The sequence below is a fragment of the Bacillus sp. AFS018417 genome, assembly GCF_002560985.1.
GTDB lineage: Bacteria > Bacillota > Bacilli > Bacillales > Bacillaceae_G > Bacillus_A > Bacillus_A rhizoplanae.
The window spans coordinates 194813-214073 of the sequence record NZ_NTTM01000006.1; the positions used below are offsets into that span (position 1 = coordinate 194813).

20 protein-coding genes and 1 pseudogene are annotated in these 19261 nt (G+C 37.7%); 15 read left to right on the forward strand and 6 right to left on the reverse strand.

From position 1 onward, the window contains the following. Window positions 1-23: 23 nt before the first annotated feature. Window positions 24-581, reverse strand: coding sequence for an NAD(P)H-dependent oxidoreductase (locus CN326_RS04860; protein ID WP_098306766.1), 558 nt, complete (start codon window positions 579-581; stop codon window positions 24-26). A gap of 46 nt (window positions 582-627) precedes the next feature. Next, entirely contained in the window at window positions 628-1248 is a 621-nt protein-coding gene (locus tag CN326_RS04865) for an ester cyclase (RefSeq protein ID WP_098306768.1), read from the reverse strand. Between the two features lie 167 nt (window positions 1249-1415). On the opposite strand from CN326_RS04865, the gene CN326_RS04870 reads away from it, so the two are divergent. Both CN326_RS04870 and CN326_RS04875 read left to right on the forward strand, forming a co-directional pair. Beyond that, window positions 1416-1754 (forward strand): winged helix-turn-helix transcriptional regulator, encoded by a 339-nt coding sequence (locus tag CN326_RS04870; RefSeq protein WP_098306770.1) that lies wholly within the window; start codon window positions 1416-1418, stop codon window positions 1752-1754. 199 nt (window positions 1755-1953) lie between these two features. After that, window positions 1954-2667, forward strand: coding sequence for an SDR family oxidoreductase (locus tag CN326_RS04875; protein ID WP_098306772.1), 714 nt, complete (start codon window positions 1954-1956; stop codon window positions 2665-2667). Between the two features lie 276 nt (window positions 2668-2943). Here the strand turns inward: CN326_RS04875 and CN326_RS04880 are convergent, their stop codons facing one another. The 3 genes and pseudogenes from CN326_RS04880 to CN326_RS04885 all read right to left on the reverse strand — a co-directional run bounded on the left by CN326_RS04880 (window position 2944) and on the right by CN326_RS04885 (window position 5239). Next, complete coding sequence (locus CN326_RS04880; RefSeq protein ID WP_098306774.1) at window positions 2944-3891, reverse strand: DUF1259 domain-containing protein; 948 nt, start codon at window positions 3889-3891, stop codon at window positions 2944-2946. A 572-nt stretch (window positions 3892-4463) separates the two neighbouring features. After that, window positions 4464-4574: pseudogene (locus tag CN326_RS24055) on the reverse strand (VOC family protein); the annotation flags it as partial. A 239-nt stretch (window positions 4575-4813) separates the two neighbouring features. Further along, window positions 4814-5239 (reverse strand): DUF1259 domain-containing protein, encoded by a 426-nt coding sequence (locus CN326_RS04885; RefSeq protein ID WP_098306776.1) that lies wholly within the window; start codon window positions 5237-5239, stop codon window positions 4814-4816. A 292-nt stretch (window positions 5240-5531) separates the two neighbouring features. On the opposite strand from CN326_RS04885, the gene CN326_RS04890 reads away from it, so the two are divergent. The 7 genes from CN326_RS04890 to CN326_RS04920 all read left to right on the forward strand — a co-directional run bounded on the left by CN326_RS04890 (window position 5532) and on the right by CN326_RS04920 (window position 13344). Next, the gene (locus CN326_RS04890) at window positions 5532-6395 is read left to right on the forward strand and encodes a YtnP family quorum-quenching lactonase (RefSeq protein ID WP_098306778.1); all 864 of its coding nucleotides are present in this window, start codon (window positions 5532-5534) and stop codon (window positions 6393-6395) included. Between the two features lie 182 nt (window positions 6396-6577). After that, complete coding sequence (locus CN326_RS04895; RefSeq protein WP_098306780.1) at window positions 6578-7390, forward strand: TrmB family transcriptional regulator; 813 nt, start codon at window positions 6578-6580, stop codon at window positions 7388-7390. A 62-nt stretch (window positions 7391-7452) separates the two neighbouring features. Then, a complete protein-coding gene (locus CN326_RS04900; RefSeq protein WP_098306782.1) occupies window positions 7453-8334 on the forward strand; it encodes a DMT family transporter in 882 nt (293 codons plus the stop codon). A gap of 249 nt (window positions 8335-8583) precedes the next feature. Then, the gene (locus tag CN326_RS04905; protein WP_098306784.1) at window positions 8584-10140 is read left to right on the forward strand and encodes a fatty acid--CoA ligase; all 1557 of its coding nucleotides are present in this window, start codon (window positions 8584-8586) and stop codon (window positions 10138-10140) included. Window positions 10141-10152: 12 nt separating this feature from the next. After that, window positions 10153-11298, forward strand: coding sequence for an acyl-CoA dehydrogenase family protein (locus tag CN326_RS04910; RefSeq protein WP_098306786.1), 1146 nt, complete (start codon window positions 10153-10155; stop codon window positions 11296-11298). A gap of 25 nt (window positions 11299-11323) precedes the next feature. Then, a complete protein-coding gene (locus tag CN326_RS04915) occupies window positions 11324-12196 on the forward strand; it encodes a 3-hydroxyacyl-CoA dehydrogenase family protein (protein WP_098306788.1) in 873 nt (290 codons plus the stop codon). Next, on the forward strand, window positions 12193-13344 hold the full coding sequence (locus CN326_RS04920) for a thiolase family protein (protein WP_098306790.1): 1152 nt from the start codon (window positions 12193-12195) through the stop codon (window positions 13342-13344). The genes CN326_RS04915 and CN326_RS04920 overlap by 4 nt, the downstream gene beginning before the upstream one ends. A gap of 87 nt (window positions 13345-13431) precedes the next feature. Here CN326_RS04920 and CN326_RS04925 read toward each other — a convergent pair whose 3' ends face one another. Then, entirely contained in the window at window positions 13432-13743 is a 312-nt protein-coding gene (locus CN326_RS04925; RefSeq protein WP_098306792.1) for a PepSY domain-containing protein, read from the reverse strand. A gap of 143 nt (window positions 13744-13886) precedes the next feature. Between CN326_RS04925 and CN326_RS04930 the strand changes: the two genes are divergently transcribed. The 6 genes from CN326_RS04930 to CN326_RS04955 form a co-directional block, all read left to right on the forward strand. Then, complete coding sequence (locus CN326_RS04930) at window positions 13887-14960, forward strand: M42 family metallopeptidase (protein WP_098306794.1); 1074 nt, start codon at window positions 13887-13889, stop codon at window positions 14958-14960. Window positions 14961-15010: 50 nt separating this feature from the next. Continuing rightward, a complete protein-coding gene (locus tag CN326_RS04935; RefSeq protein ID WP_098306796.1) occupies window positions 15011-15520 on the forward strand; it encodes a DUF84 family protein in 510 nt (169 codons plus the stop codon). A gap of 282 nt (window positions 15521-15802) precedes the next feature. Then, the gene (locus CN326_RS04940; protein ID WP_090918897.1) at window positions 15803-16117 is read left to right on the forward strand and encodes a thioredoxin family protein; all 315 of its coding nucleotides are present in this window, start codon (window positions 15803-15805) and stop codon (window positions 16115-16117) included. Between the two features lie 84 nt (window positions 16118-16201). Continuing rightward, the gene (locus tag CN326_RS04945) at window positions 16202-17014 is read left to right on the forward strand and encodes a DUF1444 domain-containing protein (RefSeq protein WP_098306798.1); all 813 of its coding nucleotides are present in this window, start codon (window positions 16202-16204) and stop codon (window positions 17012-17014) included. Further along, window positions 17011-17625, forward strand: coding sequence for a YtpR family tRNA-binding protein (gene ytpR, locus CN326_RS04950; RefSeq protein WP_098306800.1), 615 nt, complete (start codon window positions 17011-17013; stop codon window positions 17623-17625). The genes CN326_RS04945 and ytpR overlap by 4 nt, the downstream gene beginning before the upstream one ends. Window positions 17626-17855: 230 nt before the next feature. Continuing rightward, on the forward strand, window positions 17856-19261 hold a 1406-nt coding region (locus CN326_RS04955), incomplete at its 3' end, for an RNA-guided endonuclease InsQ/TnpB family protein (protein ID WP_098306802.1).

Here is a 19261-nt window from a genome sequence, read left to right on the forward strand (position 1 = left end):
GGCTTTTCTAATGTGAAAGTGAATTAAAGTGAAAGTGGTAATACTTCTTCTAGATGTGTATTTAGTTCAGATACAAATTTATCAACATCAGGGTTCTTTATTACATCATAGCAAGCGAAGCTCTTTAACGGCTTCATACCGATAAACTCTTGCATCTGGTGTAAATGACTGAGTGTTTCTTCTAAGCTTTTTCCTCCAAAGAATTGTGCTGGATCGTTAAATGCTTTTTCGGGAGCATTCCACGTAGTCGAAAACATATAGTATTTGTCAGTTAATAATCCGCCTCTTCCGTATTGCTCGGATCCTTTGAAAAATAATCCGTAAGCATATATTTCGTCCATATATGTTTTCAGTAATCCTGGAACATTGAACCAATAAATAGGCGTTTGGTAGATTACAATATCCGCCCATAAAAACTTACTTTGTTCTTCCTCGATATCATATCCGTTTTGAATGACTGTTGTTTGTACATTGTTTTTTGTACCCAATGCATTCACCATATTGTCTGTCAAAGTTTTATTTAGTTTTCCCTCCGCTGATCTGTATGTTTGATGACCGTTGATAATTAGTATATTGTTCATTTTATTTATCCCCTTTATCTTATAAATGTGTTATGAGTTCTAGAGATTAATTTTCAGGTATGACGCCGAGTTGTTGCATAAGAGTTAGATTATCTTCTAAGTGCCAATCTTCAACAATCTTTCCATCTTTAATCCGTAAAATATCAATCGCAAAGAAGTTAACAGCTTTACCAGTTGTTTTTTTCTCTCCAAAATCCCCTTTATGTGTTCCAGTGAATGATAGCCGAGCTGTTACTTTGTCCCCAGTTACCAATAAGTCCTCGATGTTACATTGTAAGTCCGGCACAGCTTTACGAAAATTGCTTGATGCAAATGCTAAGCCTTTTGGTCCTTGAGGGCGTCCTTTTGGTAACGTGTTATCAACGAAATTTGTTGTAACAGTTTGCGGGATAAGAGTTTCGTTGCCGCTGTTCCAAAATGCGTAAAAGCGCTGCGCAGCATGAACCATCTCTGTAGCTTTCTTTTGATCTAATGAAGGATCTATGGTCATTGATTTAGGTTGGGGAAAATCCTTCAACAGTTGAATCTCTTTCTTTACTGGTGCAGCAGTCTTGTATTCTGATGTTTGCGTATTACACGCAGTCATCAGAATCGTAATCCCGAGGATACTTATTAAGAGAGAAATCAGTGCCAGTGGCCGTTTACTTTTTCGGTGTTCTGTATTCATTTTTATCGCCTCCTTAGTTTAGAAATAGCGTCTAGTCGCTATTGATATTGTATGTATAGTTGATTCCTTTTGGAAAGTAGTGATATTTATTTCATATAGTTACCGTAAAGATAGAATTGTGATAGCATAAAGGAAATCAGTCAAAAAATTTTTAGGAGTGTGTTTCTATGAGTAGCATGGATCCAATTGAATTAACAAAAGGAACACCAGGGCAAATTTGTCCCATTGCGAAAACACTCGACGTGATCGGAACAAAGTGGACTTTTTTAATCATTCGAGATCTTCTTATTGAAGGAACGATGCGATTTAGTGATTTACAAAAATCGATGGATGGAATTAGCCCGAAAACCCTCTCGCTTCGTTTGAAGGAACTTGAAGTGCAAGGAATTGTGAAAAGAACGGTATACCCAGAGGTTCCACCGCGTGTCGAATACACATTAACGGACAAAGGAAAACGTTTAGAACATATTTTCATTGAATTAAAGCGATTTGGATTAACATTATGAAAAAATTTGAAAGTAGATAAAAAAGGACCATGGGTCCTTTTTTATTATGAAAAACAATTTTTGTGCGTACATTTCTTGTCAAAAAAGAAACTTTCTAAAATGTAACTATGTGAATTAAATATCACTACTTCCAAAAAGAAAGTTTTGAAAATACAATAATCTCAGCAAAACAAAACAAGAAAAACTGGGGGAAATGAACATGTTAAGCAATAAAAAAATTGTAATTATCGGCGGAAGTTCTGGAATTGGTTTAGAAACAGCGAGACTTGCACTCTTGCAAGGAGCTGAAGTTATCATTGCTAGTCGTTCAGAGGAAAAGTTGCAGAGGGCGACGGATCAGTTAGGAAGAAACGTGACTGCTTATACGCTTGATACGACGCAAGAACAACAAGTTCAGTCCTTTTTTGAACAAGTAGGTACGATTGATCATTTAGTTGTTACGGCAGCAGAAACATCAGGAGGTTCCTTTATCGACACAGATACAGCCGCAGCACGTCAGTTGTTTGAAAACAAATTTTGGGGACAATTCTACTCTGCAAAATATGGTGCACCAAAGATTGCTACTAATGGCTCCATCACTTTATTTTCTGGAGTTGTTGCTTATAAATCTATGGTTGGATCGGCAACGCTCGGTGCAGTCAATGCGGCTGTTTCTAATCTTGGCAAAACGTTAGCTTTAGAGCTGGCTCCTATTCGTGTGAATGTTGTCTCTCCTGGAATTATTGATACGCCGTCACGCAGTGAAATGGCCGAAGAAGTACGCGACAAATTCTATACTGACTTAGGAAACAAACTCCCTGCACAGCGAGTGGGGCAAGCAGAAGATGTAGCACAAGCTGTACTATATGCGATGCAGAACGGTTTTGTTACGGGAACAGTTCTGCATGTTGAAGGTGGGCATACTTTGATTTAGTAGATTAAAACGAGTTTGTATTTATATAAAGAAAAAACGCTATTCTTTTGTGGAAACATACGGAGAGAATAGCGCTTTTTATGAATTTATCCCGCATTAACGGGCAGTAAGACCCCCCACCTCAAGATTAAGAGGATAGGTGGGGGATAACTGCCCGTAAAAGCCCGATTGGTTCAACTAGCCATCAGTGGGGGATGAAGAAAACCCCCACTGATGGAAGTTTCACTTTATCTGTTTTTCTAATTGAAATCCAATTTAGCATTCGAACGAAACAGTCTACATACTATGAGTTTTGTCTATGGCTTCACGCAGTGCTTTAGCTAATTTGATTGGATCGTCATTTGCCCAAAAATGCATAAAAAACAGTCGGGGATTCTCGGTTAACATGTGATTATGTAAAGCAGTTACTTCAATACCATGTTTACGTAACGTACTTGCAACAGGATTTACCTCTTCAGCAGTAAGTACAAAATCACCAGTTATGGCAGCTTTTTTGTTTTTCGTCGGCTGAAAATTGATTGCTGTTGCTACTCCCATAGCAGGAGGAATTTCCATGCCATTTTCCATGATTTTTTCTAACCGGGGAATACTTACGTGATAAACACCACCACTAACTGTACCTTTCTGTCTAAATATTTTATCAAGCTTCTGTTGATCAATGGAAAATGTATGCGAATCATTCGGTAATTTGTTGTTCCATGGTATTGTTGTTAGTTCCATTGCGGATCTAATCGCTTTAGCTAATTGAACTGGATCACCATACCCCTTAACGTGCAAGTACATAATACGCGGTGACTCTCCCAGCAAATGATTATGTAGTGCAGAAACTTGAATTCCTTGATGAAAAAGTTGATTCATGACAGGTTGAACTTCATTTTCCGTAAGAACTAAATCACCCATAACCATCGTTTGATTACCCATTTGTTTAAAAGCTGTCCAGCCTCCCAAGGCTAAACTAGGCCGGATTGGTATTCCTTGGACATTTACTTGTAAATCATTACGTGGAAGGCTGATATAAAAGACTTCACCTGGCTTCATCGCACCTGATTGTCCCATTGCTTTCTCAACTAGTTTCCAGTTTACTTGTTGTGGTAAATGATTTGTTGAATGATTGTAATTCGGAGAAGAAGAGTTCTCCATCGCTTGAATTGAGGGGGCTGAAGTAAAATTATAAATTATAACAGCAACTAAAAAAGTAACTATAATATATTTCCACTTATGCATAGATTAACTCCTCTTTAGATTTATAGTGAAATATTAGGAAACGATATTATAATTCCCCATTCATCTTTTTTCTTGCACATAACAGCTTGTTAGTGAAGGCGGGGATAAATTTTATCAAGGTGATTCTTTAAGATCTAAAAATAAAGGTCATTCTGGTTTAGGGCTTTCATTGGAAAATATAAAGGTAAAATATATGGGGACAATGATAGTAAATAGGATGATGCTCATGTTTTGTTTGTGATACCAAATCATGAGGATGAAATGAAATTATAATTTAAAATGATAAAGTGAAATTTTCATCAGTGGAGTGCTTCATCCCTTGTTGATGGAAAGCTCATCCCAATCAGGTTTACTTCCTACAAATAGAGGAATAAAATTGCCTGGGGGTTTTATCATTAGAGGAAAGAGCTTCTACTTTTGTTTTATCTCTTCTAAAAGTTTTATTAGTTGTTCGTTTTGCTTCAGCTGCTGGTCAGAATTTTTTCTAATTAATCTAAGATTATCCCAAATAAAAACGAGAAAACTAAATAGGATTAGTAAGATGAGGATAGGAATCATAATGTACCTCCTTAAGCTACTGTTTTATGTTTTTTATATAGTTTTAAACCTAATGATTTATAAAATGCGATAGATGTTTCTAGATTACGGACAGGCAGATGTGCTTCATATAGTCCTTTAATCACGGAAATGACTCCCTTTCATTTTGACAGACTCTGTTTTCTGAATTATATGATAACACAAAAAGGAGGGATACAAAAAATGGAATACACGTTCATTATATAACTTATATTAAGGGAGGAAATCAGTTTGCTATGAGAATCTGATATAAGAACTATTATGTAAAAAAGGTTAGAAATGCCCTTACAGAAGCAGAAATAGGGAGGATTGATAAGAATTCCTCCCTGATATAAATAAAATCAAACTATTTTTTTAATACTTTAAATGCTTCTCTTATTTTTCTAGCAAACTCTAATGGTGGTTCAACTGATTCAAAATGCATGTACATAGCCCGTGGTTCTTCAAATAACCAATGATTATGAAGTGCTGTAACAATGATGTTTCTTTTTCGAAGTTCAGTTAATAATGGGTTAACCTCTTCTTGTAAAAGAACTGTTTCCCCTAAGTTCAACGCATTTCCTTTACGATCAACATCTTCAAACGAAAAAAACTGTGGGTTAACCAGCGGAGATTGTGTTCTACGTCCAAGAATAGTAAATTTAATATCACGAAACTTTTGTACTAAGCATACCCCTTCTGGAGTAACCGTTGCAGATCCACCTAAGATTCTCCCAAATTCTTTACATAAGTCACATATAGAGTCATTTGAACGATGACTATTTGAACCCATAAAAAACCTTCTTTCCGTATATATTTTTGGATTATATAATCAATTCCCTCTAGTAAAGTATTCATAGTATAGAGAAAAGGCTTAGACTATTTACAAACTATTAATAAAATTAATATAAACATTTTAATAGTTTGTATGTTTAGGAATTCTAAAAACTCAATATTTCCTATTTCAAAAAACAAGAGCAGTCTTTTCGACTGCTCTTGTTCCATAAATTTTACTTCATTTCCTTCTAGTAAACCACCTTTTCTGAATTGTGTGATAATATGGAATGAAAGGGGGCATACAAAAAATGGAACATTTACAAATTGGAGATATACAAGTGACATGGTTGCAGGGAGGAAATACGCATTTAGACGGCGGGGCGATGTTTGGTGTTGTGCCGAAATCCCTTTGGTCACGAAAATATAGCCATAACGATAAAAATCAAATTTATTTACGAACAGATCCATTACTGCTGCAAACGAAAGATGGAAATATGCTCATAGATTCCGGGATAGGCAACAATAAAATGAATGAGAAAATGAAGCGAAATCAAGGGGTGACTGAAGAGTCATCTGTTGAACAATCGCTCGCTCAACTTGGTTTGAAAGCGGAAGATATTCAGTATATTCTTATGACGCATCTTCATTTTGATCATGCATCTGGTTTAACGAAATGGGAAGGGGAAAAGCTTGTCCCGACGTTTCCAAATGCAAAAATATATGTATCACAAACAGAATGGGACGAAATGAGAAATCCGAATATCCGCTCACGCAATACATATTGGAAAGAAAATTGGGAGCCAATTGTACATCAAGTACATCTGTTTATGGAAGAAGTAAACGTTACAGATGAAATTCGAATGGTTCATACAGGCGGACATAGCGATGGACATGCGGTTGTCGTTGCACAAAGTCAAAATGAAACATTACTGCATTTAGCAGACCTAATGCCAACGCATGCGCATCAAAATGTATTGTGGGTCATGGCGTATGATGATTATCCAATGACGTCAATTGGGAATAAACAAAAATGGATGAAATATGGCGCAGAGCAGAAGGCATGGTTTACGTTCTACCACGATGCATATTACCGCGCTGTGAAATGGGATGAAGAAGGGCATATGGTAGAAAAATTAGAACGCGAAGAAGCAGAAGTACCGAGCGAAGTGTAATGGAGTAAAATTTGAATAAGCAAACATGAAGCGAATGAAAAGATAACCCATATGAGTAAACGAAAAGTATCGGTCTTTACTAACCGGTACTTTTTTATTTTTAATGATAATTCTGAAAATATAGACATTTAATCATGAATGTTTTATAGTAGTTAATACAATAACTACTATTAGGAGGATTTATGGAAGAGAAAGCAATTACCGAATTGCAAAAACATGGATTTTCAAAATACGAGTGTAAGGCCTATATAGGTTTATTGAAATCACCAGCCATCACTGGCTATGAATTAAGTAAACGTTCTGGCGTCCCGCGCTCAATGATTTATGAAGTATTAGGAAAATTACTTGATAAAGGGGCAATTCAAACTGTTCCCTCTGATCCAATTGTCTATAAACCAGTTGAGCCGAAGCAATTGCTTGCTAGGTTGAAAGAAGAGATCAATACATCATTAGAAGTACTAGAATCGTCTCTTACCACGTTAGAAAGTGATCAAAAGATAGATGTTGTCACGAGAATTGTTCAATATGAACATATTGTTCAAGAAATGCTTTCGATGATTCGAGATGCAAACAAAGAACTTTGGTTATCCATTTGGTCTCCTATTGTGAAAGACATTGAAAAAGCTGTTCGAGAGAAAGAAGGATCAATCCCTATTTTTACAGTTTTATTTGGAGCAGAAGATAAGACGCTAGGAAACACGTATCATCACAACTATATGGCACCGGACATTGTTAGTAAACGTATGGGCGGGTATTTGACCATTCTTATTCGGGATGAAGAAGAAGCATTAATTGCTAAGTTTAGCGACAGAGGTTCAGAATGGGCTGTAAAGTCAACTGACCCTGCTCTCGTTCTTATCGCTACCGAATATATTCGGCACGACATTATGGTAGAAGAGATTACAACTGCGTTCGGTCCTGAAAAGCTAGATGAGCTATGGAAAAAACGAGAAGATTTAATTCATGTCATGACAGGAAGAAACAGCTTAGTGTAAAGCTGTTTTTTTACCATAAAACAAGAGTCGTTATAATTATAACGACTTTGGAGGGGAATTAGATGTATGCAAAACTAAAATTTGCCGCCTCTATGGCTATCTTTGGTTCAATCGGTTTATTTTCGATAAAAACAGGCCTCCCATCGATTGAATTGGTTTTTGTACGTTGCCTCTGTGCAAGTATTCTTTTAGGAGCAATATGGGGGTTTCACACATTAACAACAAAACAGCAGCATAAAAGTTTTATTCCGCGCCGGGAGTACTTACTTGCTTTATTATGTGGTGTGTTTCTTATCATAAACTGGGTCTTTTTCTTTCGCTCTATTGAAGTAATGCCCATTACTGTGGCAATATCCATTTATCATTTAGCGCCTGTTATTGTACTTTTATTAGGTTCTTTTATCTTTAAAGAAAAAATAACAGGAACAGGATTGATATTCTTCTTTATTTGTTTTGCAGGAACACTGTTAGTCGGAGGGATTCATCAACATACAACCGTTGCTGGATTTTTATCTACAGGCGTTTTATGGGCGTTTGCAGCAGCACTCTTTTATGCCCTTACTTCAATTACGGGAAAGGGAATTCAAACACTTAGTCCGTTGTTAACGACCGTTATTCAAACGAGCTTGGGTGTTTTGCTATTGATTCCATTCGTAGATTGGTCAAAGTTTACGCATCTTACCGCTGAAAATTGGTTTTATATCCTTGTTACAGGGTTTATTCATACGGGATTCGTATTTTATTTGTTTTTCAGTAGTTTGCGAGAATTAAAGGCTCAAACCATTGCTATTTTAGTTTTTGTTGATCCAATTGTTGCAATCTTACTGGATGTTACTATTTTGAATTACCGTCCTGATGTCTATCAACTTCTTGGAATTTTGCTAGTGTTTGTAGGGATTAGTTATTCTCCTAAAAAAGAAAGACGATTAGCAGCGGAAGCGTGAGTTTGTTCGTTTAAGCTAATGGTGCGGATTATTCTATTAATACGAATAGGTGTAGGAAAAGGAGAGCAAAGAATGCTCTCCTTTTTCTTTGGAAGTAGCTGTCCAACGATTTTGTTGTAACTATTTGTCGAAATGTTCGTTTCTAAAACATTCTGAAAATTGTTATAATAGCCCCAAGCTAGTCCATTTTTTAAAAGAAGATAACGAAAAAATGAAAGCGTTTTAATGGATAAGGAGGGGAAATGTATCGTGTATATGACGATTGGGAAGCTACTGGAATTAACGGTTGGAAGTTATCCGAATAAGGAAGCAATTGTTGAGCCGGAAAAACAGGTTCGCTGGACGTATGCAGAGTGGAACGAGCAGGTAAACAAACTTGCCCATGCACTTCAACAAAGCGGGATACGAAAGGGTGACCGCGTTTCGACATTTCTTTTTAATAGTAGTGCGCTGGCAACGACATGTTTTGCCTGTGCAAAAATTGGGGCTGTATTCAATCCAATTAATTTTCGGTTAAAACCGCAAGAACTTGCTTACATATTAGAAGACGCTTCTCCTAAAATCGTACTTTTTGAACAGCAATTATCCTCCCAAGTACAAAGCATTCATACACAATTTCCTCACATTCAGTTTTGGTACATTGATCAAGATCAGCCAACGTTTTCTATTTCTTATGAAGAAAAAATATCAAGTGCCACGCCACATTTTGAAAAAATAGAAGTAAAAGAAGATGATATTTGTTCCATTATGTATACAAGTGGAACAACGGGTTATCCAAAAGGTGTGCTTCATCGTCACCGAGAGATTATTGATCAAAGCTTGATGGGCGTTGCCTATTTACATTACACGGAAAATAGCCGCGGCCTTGTAACAGCGCCGATGTTTCATTGCGCGGAGCTGCATTGCTGCTTTATTCCGAGAGTACATAGCGGTGCAACAAATATCATTCTTCATCATTTTGATGCAAAGCTTGTCTTAGAGACAATTCAAAGTGAAAAGGTGACTGTTATGTTTGCGGCACCGACAATGTGGAATATGATACTGCAAGAAGATTTGTCACAGTATGATTTATCCTCACTTCAATACGGTTTATATGGAGCGGCGTCGATGGCACCTGCACTTGTGAAAGCTTGCGATGCAAAATTGAATGTTTCATTAGTACAAGCTTACGGAATGACAGAGATGGGACCAGCCGTTACGTTTTTACGTGAGCATGAGCAGCTTTCGAAAGTTGGTTCGGCAGGAAAGGCTGGGTATAATCATGAAATTCGCATTGTCCGTCCGAACGATGATGGACCGTCTGAACCGGATGATGTATTACTTCCATATGAAATTGGAGAAATTATTATAAGAGGTTCGTGTGTGATGGCAGGGTATTACAACAATAAAGAAGCGACAGAAAAGGCTTTATATAAAGGGTGGTATCATTCAGGCGATTTAGGGTATGTAGATAGCGATGGGTATTTATACGTTGCAGACCGCGTTGATGATATGGTCGTGAGCGGCGGTGAGAATATTTATCCGCGTGAAGTAGAGGATTTTTTGTATACGCATGACGGTGTTTTAGATGTTGCGGTGCTAGGAGAGAAGGATGAGTTATGGGGGCAGCGTGTCGTTGCGTATGTTGTTTCGAAGGACGGGTCTCTTACAGAAGAAATGTTAGATGAATATTGTAAACAGAGCGATAAACTCGCTGATTATAAACGCCCGCGCAAGTATGTATTTACCGAGCAGTTGCCGAGAAATGCGAGCGGGAAAATTCAAAAGTTTATTATACGTAGTGAAGGAGCAGAGGTGAAAAAATAAGGAGAGAATACGATGAAGCATGCATATTTGGAGGAGGAGCATCACATTTTCCGTGATGCCTTCCGTAAATTTTTAGAAAAGGAAGCGTATCCGCACTATAACCAATGGGAGAAAGACGGTATTATTCCGCGTTCCTTGTGGAAAAAGATGGGCCAAAATGGCTTTCTTTGTTCGATGGTAGAGGAGAAGTACGGCGGAGCCGGCGCTGATTTTGGATATTCAGCTGTGATAAATGAAGAGTTAGAAAAGGTTGGTTCTAGTTTAGTAGGAATTAGTCTCCATAATGATATTGTCGTTCCTTATTTAACAGCATATGGAACAGAAGAACAAAAGAAACGTTGGCTTCCAAAATGTGTGAGCGGTGAATACATTACCGCAATTGCGATGACAGAGCCGGGAGCAGGTTCTGATTTAGCTGGTATTTGCACAACAGCACGAAAGGAAGGGGATCATTATGTTGTAAACGGAGAAAAAACATTCATTACAAATGGCATTCATGCAGATTTAGTCGTTGTTGTTTGTAAGACGGATTCTACTGTAAAGCCAGCTCATAAAGGAATGAGTTTGCTTGTTTTAGAGAGAGGAATGGAAGGATTTAAAAGAGGGAAAAAATTAGAAAAAGTTGGATTACATAGCCAAGATACAGCAGAACTTATTTTTGAAGATGTGAAAGTTCCTGCCTCTAATTTGTTAGGAGAAGAAGGAAAAGGTTTTTATTATTTAATGGACAAATTGCAGCAAGAGCGCCTCGTTGTCGCGATTGCTGCCATAACTGCAGCAGAAGTGATGCTGCGTTTAACAAAGAAATATGTAAAAGGGCGAAAAGCATTCGGAAAGAGTATAAGTGATTTTCAAACTGTTCAATTCAGACTCGCAGAAATGTATACAGAAATTGAAATTGGCCACACATTTATTGATGAATGTATTAGGGCACATATGCATGGGGAAAACATCGTTACCAAAGTATCGATGGCAAAGTGGTGGGTAACAGACCTTGCGAAGAAAGTAGCGGCAGAGTGCATGCAACTGCACGGCGGGTATGGATACATGGAAGAGTACGAGATTGCAAGGCGGTACCGCGATATTCCAGTAAGTGCGATCTATGCCGGAACAAACGAAATTATGAAAAGTATTATCGCGAAAAGTATGGGATTGTAATGAAAGAGGAATGGGAGGAGAAAAGATGATTCAAAATATTGCAGTAATTGGTGCCGGAATTATGGGAAGCGGTATTGTCCAAGCATTAGCGATGGGCGGAAAGTGTGTGAAAATGTATGATGTATCGGAAGAAAGTTTACAAAAGGCATATAAGGGGATTACCACAAGTTTGGATCGCTTTGTGAAAGCCGGGCGTATGAACGAAGAAGAGAAAGAGCAGGTTCTTGCTAATATTGTTTCTACGATTACGTTAGAGGAAGCATGTAAAGATGTAGAACTTGTTATTGAAGCTGCACCTGAAAATTTGCAGTTGAAAAAAGAGATTTTTAAACAGCTAGATAGCTATGCTTCTCAGGCTACTATTCTTGCAACAAATACATCTGAATTAAGTGTAACGGCGATTGCAAGCGCGACAAACCGCTCTGAGAAAGTGGTGGGGATGCATTGGTTTAATCCAGCACCTGTTATGAAACTCATTGAAATTGTGAAAGGGGTTGATACAGAGGAACATACACTACAAGCAGTGAAAGAATTAGCAGAAGAGATTGGAAAAGAAACAGTTGTTGTGAAAGATGTGCAAGGATTTGTCACTTCAAGAGCAATTGCGGTGCATTTGTTAGAGTGTATGCGTATGTACGAAGAAGGAGTAGGTAGTAAAGAGGAAATTGATAAAGCAATTAAACTTGGCTTGAATTATCCAATGGGTCCGTTTGAGTTAGCGGATTATGTTGGATTAGATACGATGTTATTTGCAAGTCAAGGCTTAAGCGAAGCGTTTGGTGATAGATTCCGCGCTCCGCAAACACTTGTAAAACTTGTAGAGGCAGGACATCTTGGCCGGAAAACGGGAAAAGGGTTCTATGATTATCAAAAAGGGAAAGTGGGAGAGAAAATATGAATCGAGAAGTCGTTATTGTTGAAGCGGTACGTACTCCAGTTGGAAAAAGAAACGGTGCTTTTCGTGAACTTCATCCAGTACAACTTGGAGCAGTTGCACTGAATGAAGTAACAAAACGTGCAAATATCGAAAAAGGAATCGTAGAAGATATTGTAATGGGATGTGTAACGCCGATTGCGGAGCAAGGCTTTAATATTGGTAGACTTGCCGCGCTAGAAGCGAACTTTCCGATTACAGTTCCTGCCGTAACGATTAACCGTCTTTGCGGTTCAGGACAACAAGCGATCCATTTTGCGGCGCAAGAAATTAAATCTGGTGATATGGATATTACCATTGCTGCTGGTGTTGAGCATATGACGAAAGTGCCAATTTTAAGCGATGGCAATGCAAATACAATTCCGAGTAGTCTTCATGCAAAATATGAAATTGTACATCAAGGTGTATCAGCAGAAATGATTGCTGAAAAATATGGAATTACAAGAGAGCAACTAGATAGCTATGCCTTTGAAAGTCATCAACGCGCACTACATGCGATAGAAGCAGGTCATTTTAAGCGAGAAATTGTACCTGTAAATGGAATAGATAAGGAAGGAAATGCAATACTAGTTACAAATGATGAAGGGCCGCGGGCGAATACTTCTCCTGAAGCACTAGCAAATTTAAAGGCTGTGTTCAAGGAGAACGGATCGATTACAGCAGGAAATGCAAGTCAAATTAGTGACGGAGCAGCAGCGATTCTTTTAATGGACAGTGAAAAAGCGAAAGAGCTAGGATATAAAGCACGCGCGCGAATTGTGAATCAAGTTGTTGTTGGCTCAGATCCTACAATGGGACTTACTGGAGTTATTCCAGCAACGAAAAAAGTACTGCAAAAATCAAACTTAACGATTCATGATATGGACTTAGTAGAAATTAATGAAGCATTCGCTTCCGTTGTTCTTGCATGGCAAAAAGAAATGGAAGCAGATTTACATAAGGTAAATGTCAATGGCGGTGCTATTGCATTAGGGCATCCGCTTGGAGCAACAGGTGTGAAATTGATGACTTCCCTTCTTCATGAACTGGAAAGAAGAAATGGAAGATACGGGTTGCTTACGATTTGTATTGGACACGGGATGTCAACGGCAACAATTATTGAAAGAATATAACAGTAAATTTAAGTCATATATTGTCGGCTCGCCGATATATTGATGTGATAATTAAAAGGGTGCAGAAATGAATCTGCACCCTTTTGATTAAGCAACTTTTACTTCTAAAATTGTACCTGTTTTTGCATCTACTAAAAATTCAAATCGTTCTTGTACATCGTGTAATAACGTTGTAATACCACCGCGGTATACATCATAAGTAACATCATATTTTTCAAACGTCTCTGGGACCATATGGACCCAAGAACCTGTAATTTCACCTTTATGACTTAATGCTTGTTTCACCATTTTTAATGCTTTTTCAGAAGAAATGTGTGCTTGTTCTTGTACTTTATTTGCAACAACATATCCAGCCGCAAATCCTATACCAACACCAGCTAGTAAGCTTTTCCAATTCATATACTCACCTCTATTCTATAAAAAGTTCATCTTCATAATTATAAATCAATTTACATGAAAAAAGAAGAAACTAGAAAGATTTCGAAAATTTCGTTACAATAAAAAGAGTGATTCTATTATTGGATTGAAGGAAGGATAACGCGATGAATAAAGAGACAATGGAGCTATTTCGTACGTTAACAGAGCTGCAAGGAGCTTCTGGATTTGAGCATGATGTGCGTCGTTTTATGAAGCAAGAACTAAGCAAATACTCAGATGAGATTGTACAAGATCGTTTAGGAAGTATCTTCGGCTTAAAAAAGGGTGACGAAAATGGACCGCGCGTTCTTGTAGCTGGTCATATGGACGAAGTTGGCTTTATGGTAACGCAAATTACGAAAAACGGAATGGTTCGTTTTCAAACATTAGGCGGCTGGTGGAGTCAAGTGTTACTAGCGCAGCGCGTACAAATTATGACAGACAATGGACCAATTATCGGTGTAGTAGGTTCTGTTCCTCCTCATTTATTAAGTGACGAACAACGCGCGAGACCAATGGATATAAAAAATATGTTAATTGATATCGGTGCAGATAGCCCAGAGGAAGCACATGAAATTGGCGTGAAACCTGGTCAACAAATTGTGCCAATTTGTCCGTTTACACCAATGGCAAATCCAAAGAAAATTATGGCAAAAGCTTGGGATAACCGTTATGGCTGCGGCCTTGCGATTGAATTGTTAAAAGAGTTAAAAGATGAAAAATTACCAAACACGCTATATTCCGGTGCAACTGTACAAGAAGAAGTCGGTCTTCGCGGTGCACAAACAGCAGCGAATATGATTCAGCCAGATATTTTTTATGCGTTAGATGCAGGCCCAGCAAACGATGCATCAGGAGATAAAACACAGTTTGGTCAAATCGGAAAAGGTGCTGTGCTTCGTCTGTATGATCGTTCTATGGTGACGCACCGTGGAATTCGTGAGTTTATTTTAGATACAGCAGAAACGCATAACATTCCGTATCAATACTTCGTATCACAAGGTGGTACAGATGCAGGACGTGTACACACAAGTAACTCTGGTGTACCATCAGCTGTTATTGGTGTATGTGCTCGTTACATTCATACACATGCGTCAATTTTACATATCGATGACTACGCAGCTGCGAAAGAATTGTTGATTCATTTAGTAAAAGCAACAGATAAAACAACATTTGAAACAATTAAACAAAATGTTTAATATGGAAAAGGCCAAATGCGGCCTTTTCTTTTTAAGTAGGAGGTTTAACAGTGAAAGTAGCAGTCGGATCAAAAAATAAAACAAAAGTAAATGCTGTTCAGCAAGTGTTACCAGATGCTGAAATGATTTCATTGTCTGTACCATCTCATGTGTCAGCGCAGCCGTTTTCTGATGAAGAAACGCTGCAAGGAGCAAGTAACCGGGCAAAATTAGCACTAGCAGAAGGAAAAGCAGATATTGGAGTTGGTTTAGAAGGCGGTGTGATGCATACAGAACACGGCTTGTTTATGTGTAACTGGGGTGCTTTAGCAACGAAAGAAGGCAAGCTATTTACCGCAGGCGGAGCACGTATAAAACTGCCAGATGAGTTTATTCAACCTCTTGAAGAAGGAAAAGAATTAAGTGAAGTAATGGAAGACTATACAAAGCGGCATGACATTCGCAGCCATGAAGGAGCAATCGGCATTTTTACAAACAATTATGTAGATCGAACGGATTTGTTTGTGCATGTTGTGAAGCTATTAGTTGGACAATATATGTATGACAGAAACGAAGCATAAACCTTGCACCGTACTTCATGTATGGTAGTATATAAATACAAATTAAAAAAACGACCTAAAAACCCTCTTTCTTTTTAGATGGGCGAGAGCATCTGGCCATGCATAGAAGCGGTCAGGGCCTTTCCTGCCACGTGCAAGGGTTAAAACAAAGGTAGAAAGCGAGTGCAGGTCATGTTTTGATCTGCATGGCAGCGATTTATATGTTGATAAATCAAAATGGATTTATATATAAAGTAAGATTAAATTAGTAAATACATACTTCTTTTTAGGGAGGAATTATAGATGAAATCATTAGAAAGCATGGAGCAATTTCAAGAATTGAAAAACGAGGAGAAAGTGATCTTTTTATTCTCAGCAGACTGGTGCCCAGATTGCCGTTTTATCGATCCATTTATGCCGGAAGTAGAAGAAAAATATAGCGAGTTCTCTTTCTATTATGTAGACCGTGATGAATATATCGATCTATGCATCAAATTAGACGTATTTGGTATTCCAAGCTTTGTCGCTTACAATAAGGGAGAAGAAATTGGTCGTTACGTAAACAAAGATCGTAAAACACAAGAGCAAATTGAAGAGTTTATTGAAGGGTTAAAGTAAGACGTTTCCAGCCAATTACAATGCGAAAAACAACCTCTGTCTTCACATGTGGAGGTTGTTTTTTTCGGAAGGGAGGTACATCATATGAAAATGACGAGTAAAAAGATGAAAGACGAGCTTATGAAGCGTCTTGAAAGAGCAGAGTGGAATTTTCAGTACGATAGTGAAAAGGAGACACTTCGCATTGAGCAGACAGATACGAAAAAGGGAATTACTGTTTCTCTTCCAGGTATCGTAGCGAAGTGGGAGGTAAAGAAAGAGAAGGCAATTGACGAAGTTGTATATTACGTAGAAGAAGCGCTCGTTGCGATGCATAAAGAAGTAAAAAGTACGGCGAAAATTTTGCCTGTTATTCGTTCGACGTCCTTTCCGAAAGAAGCGGAAGAAGGAAATCCGTTTGTCATGACAGAGCATACAGCAGAAACGCGTATTTACTATGCATTAGATTCAGATAAAACATATCGCCTTATTGATCAGCGTTTGTTGCAAAAACTTGGAATGACAGAAGAACAAGTGCGTGAAATGGCATTGTTCAACGTTCGTTCTTTAAATGCTGATTTTAAGCGAGATGAAGTCGGTGGAAATACGTTTTATTTCTTAAATACAAATGACGGGTATGATGCGAGTCGTATTTTAAACGATGCGTTATTACGAGAGATGCGTAAACAAATTTCAGGTGATATGGTTGTTGCAGTTCCACATCAAGATGTATTAATTGTTGCTGATATCGTGAACAAAATCGGTTATGATATTATTGCACAAATGACAATGAAGTTTTTTGCAGAAGGTCATGTTCCGATTACATCACTTTCATTCGTATATGAAGATGGTAATTTCGAACCAATCTTTATTTTGGCGAAAAATCGGAAGGAACGAAGTGAAAAAGAGAAAGGATGAACAAAGTGAACGTTTTTTATAACCTTGAAGGTATTGGGGATACATTAATTGTTGCCCTGCAAGATATTACATTAGAAAACCGTACATTTGAACGTAAAGGAGATGTAGCGCGCGTTTTCGATCGTGAAAGCAATGTAACAGCAGGCTTCAACATTTTTAATGCTTCTTCTTATATGGAAGTAACAGAAACAGGCAATCTTACATTAACGAAAGAGCTTGTGGAAAAGATCAATGAAATTTTAGCGAAGAACGATTTTACAGAAAAAGTAGAAGCAGATCTTTCACCAAAATTTGTTGTTGGTTACGTAGCAGAAAAAGAAAAGCATCCAAATGCGGATAAATTAAATGTATGTAAAGTGGAAGTTGGTACAGAAACATTACAAATCGTATGCGGTGCGCCAAACGTTGACGCAGGTCAAAAAGTAGTTGTTGCGAAAATCGGTGCGGTAATGCCAAGCGGTATGTTAATTAAACCAGCAGAGCTTCGCGGTATTCCATCTTCAGGTATGATTTGCTCAGCACGTGAATTAGAGCTTCCAGATGCTCCGCAAGAAAAAGGAATTCTTGTACTTGAAGAAAGTTACGAAGTTGGACAAGAGTTTAAATTTTAAATATATGGCCCGTTAGAGCGGGATGAAAAATAGTCTCATTGTTAATGAGGCTATTTTTTTATCGGAAAATTGGCAAGAAACCCCCATCTTCAAAACGCTCAGTGCATAGCCCAGTTTAAGGTGGGGATGAATTGCCTTTGAATTTGTAAAAAAATTTTTGATATCGATACGAATGTATGTTCTTTTTTGCTGCTTTGTAGTATTATTATGGAAAGAAGGGGGTGAACATGATGACAAGAGAAAAAGAATATACAACCTATCAAATTTGGATTAAGAAAGATCACAAATTGCACGCCTACTTCATGGAAATGTGTCAACATGCAAAAAATCTCTACAATACAACGAATTTCTATATTCGCCAAGTGTATACGGCCTTACGTACGGATCAACCATTACAGCCACTTCAACAAGAAGTTCTCCATACATTACAAGCATATATTGAAATCATGAATGAAAATCAACTTCGTGCGTATCAAAGACGTGTGCAAAAGCAGAAAGAAAAGCTGGCAGAAGAACGGAAAGAAATCAAGTGTAATCTGTTTACGTTACCGACAAAGGAGAAATCATTTCTATCCTATAACTTTCTAGATTGTTTGTTTAAAATAATGAAGCAACAAGATTATATGAACTTGCCAGCACAAACGAATCAAGCGGTTATGAAGAAGTTATATCAAAACTGGAAATCATTCTTTACTTCCATTAAAGCATACGAAAAACATCCTTCCACTTTTACGGGTAGACCTCGCATTCCCAAATACATTAAATCATCTATGAGAGAAATTGTATTCACGAATCAAGTATGTAAACTCCAAGATAAGTATATTCGTTTTCCAAAAACAAGTATCAAATTAAATATCGGTAAATTGCTCGGGAAAATCGAAAATTTAAAAGAAGTACGTGTTTCTCCTGCCTATGGGAAGTTTAAGGTGGAAATTGTAACAGAACATTCCAAGTCAATACCTGAGCATGTAGATAATAATCGGTATATGAGTATCGATTTAGGGATTCATAACATTGCAACTATCACAACGAATATAGGGATCACACCTATGTTAGTAAAGGGCAATGTCATCAAAAGCATCAATCAATACTACAACAAGCAAAAGGCCCATTTACTGGGTATTCTTCGTCATGGAAAAGAACCAAAAGAAGGACCACACACATCAAAGCGTTTAGAAAAGCTTCATGAAAAACGGTTTCTTAAAATAAAAGATATCTTCCACAAAATGAGTCACCACATTGTTCAGATAGCGATTCAACAGGAAATCTCTATGATTGTGATTGGGAAAAATACATCATGGAAACAAAACAGTAATATGGGAAACCGACAGAATCAATCCTTTTGCCATATCCCACACAATCTACTTATTGAAATGATCACCTATAAGGCCAAACGAAATGGGATTGCTGTTCAAGTCGTAGAAGAATCGTATACAAGCAAGGCATCCTTTTTAGACAATGATGTAATTCCCACTTATGGTGAAGAAGACATTCTTGTATTCAGTGGGAAACGTATTAAACGTGGCTTGTATCGTACGAAAGAGAACAAATTACTAAACGCAGATGTGAATGGTTCCTATAACATCTTAAAAAAAGCAGTTCCAAAGGCGTTTGCTGATGGAATAGAGGGGTTGTG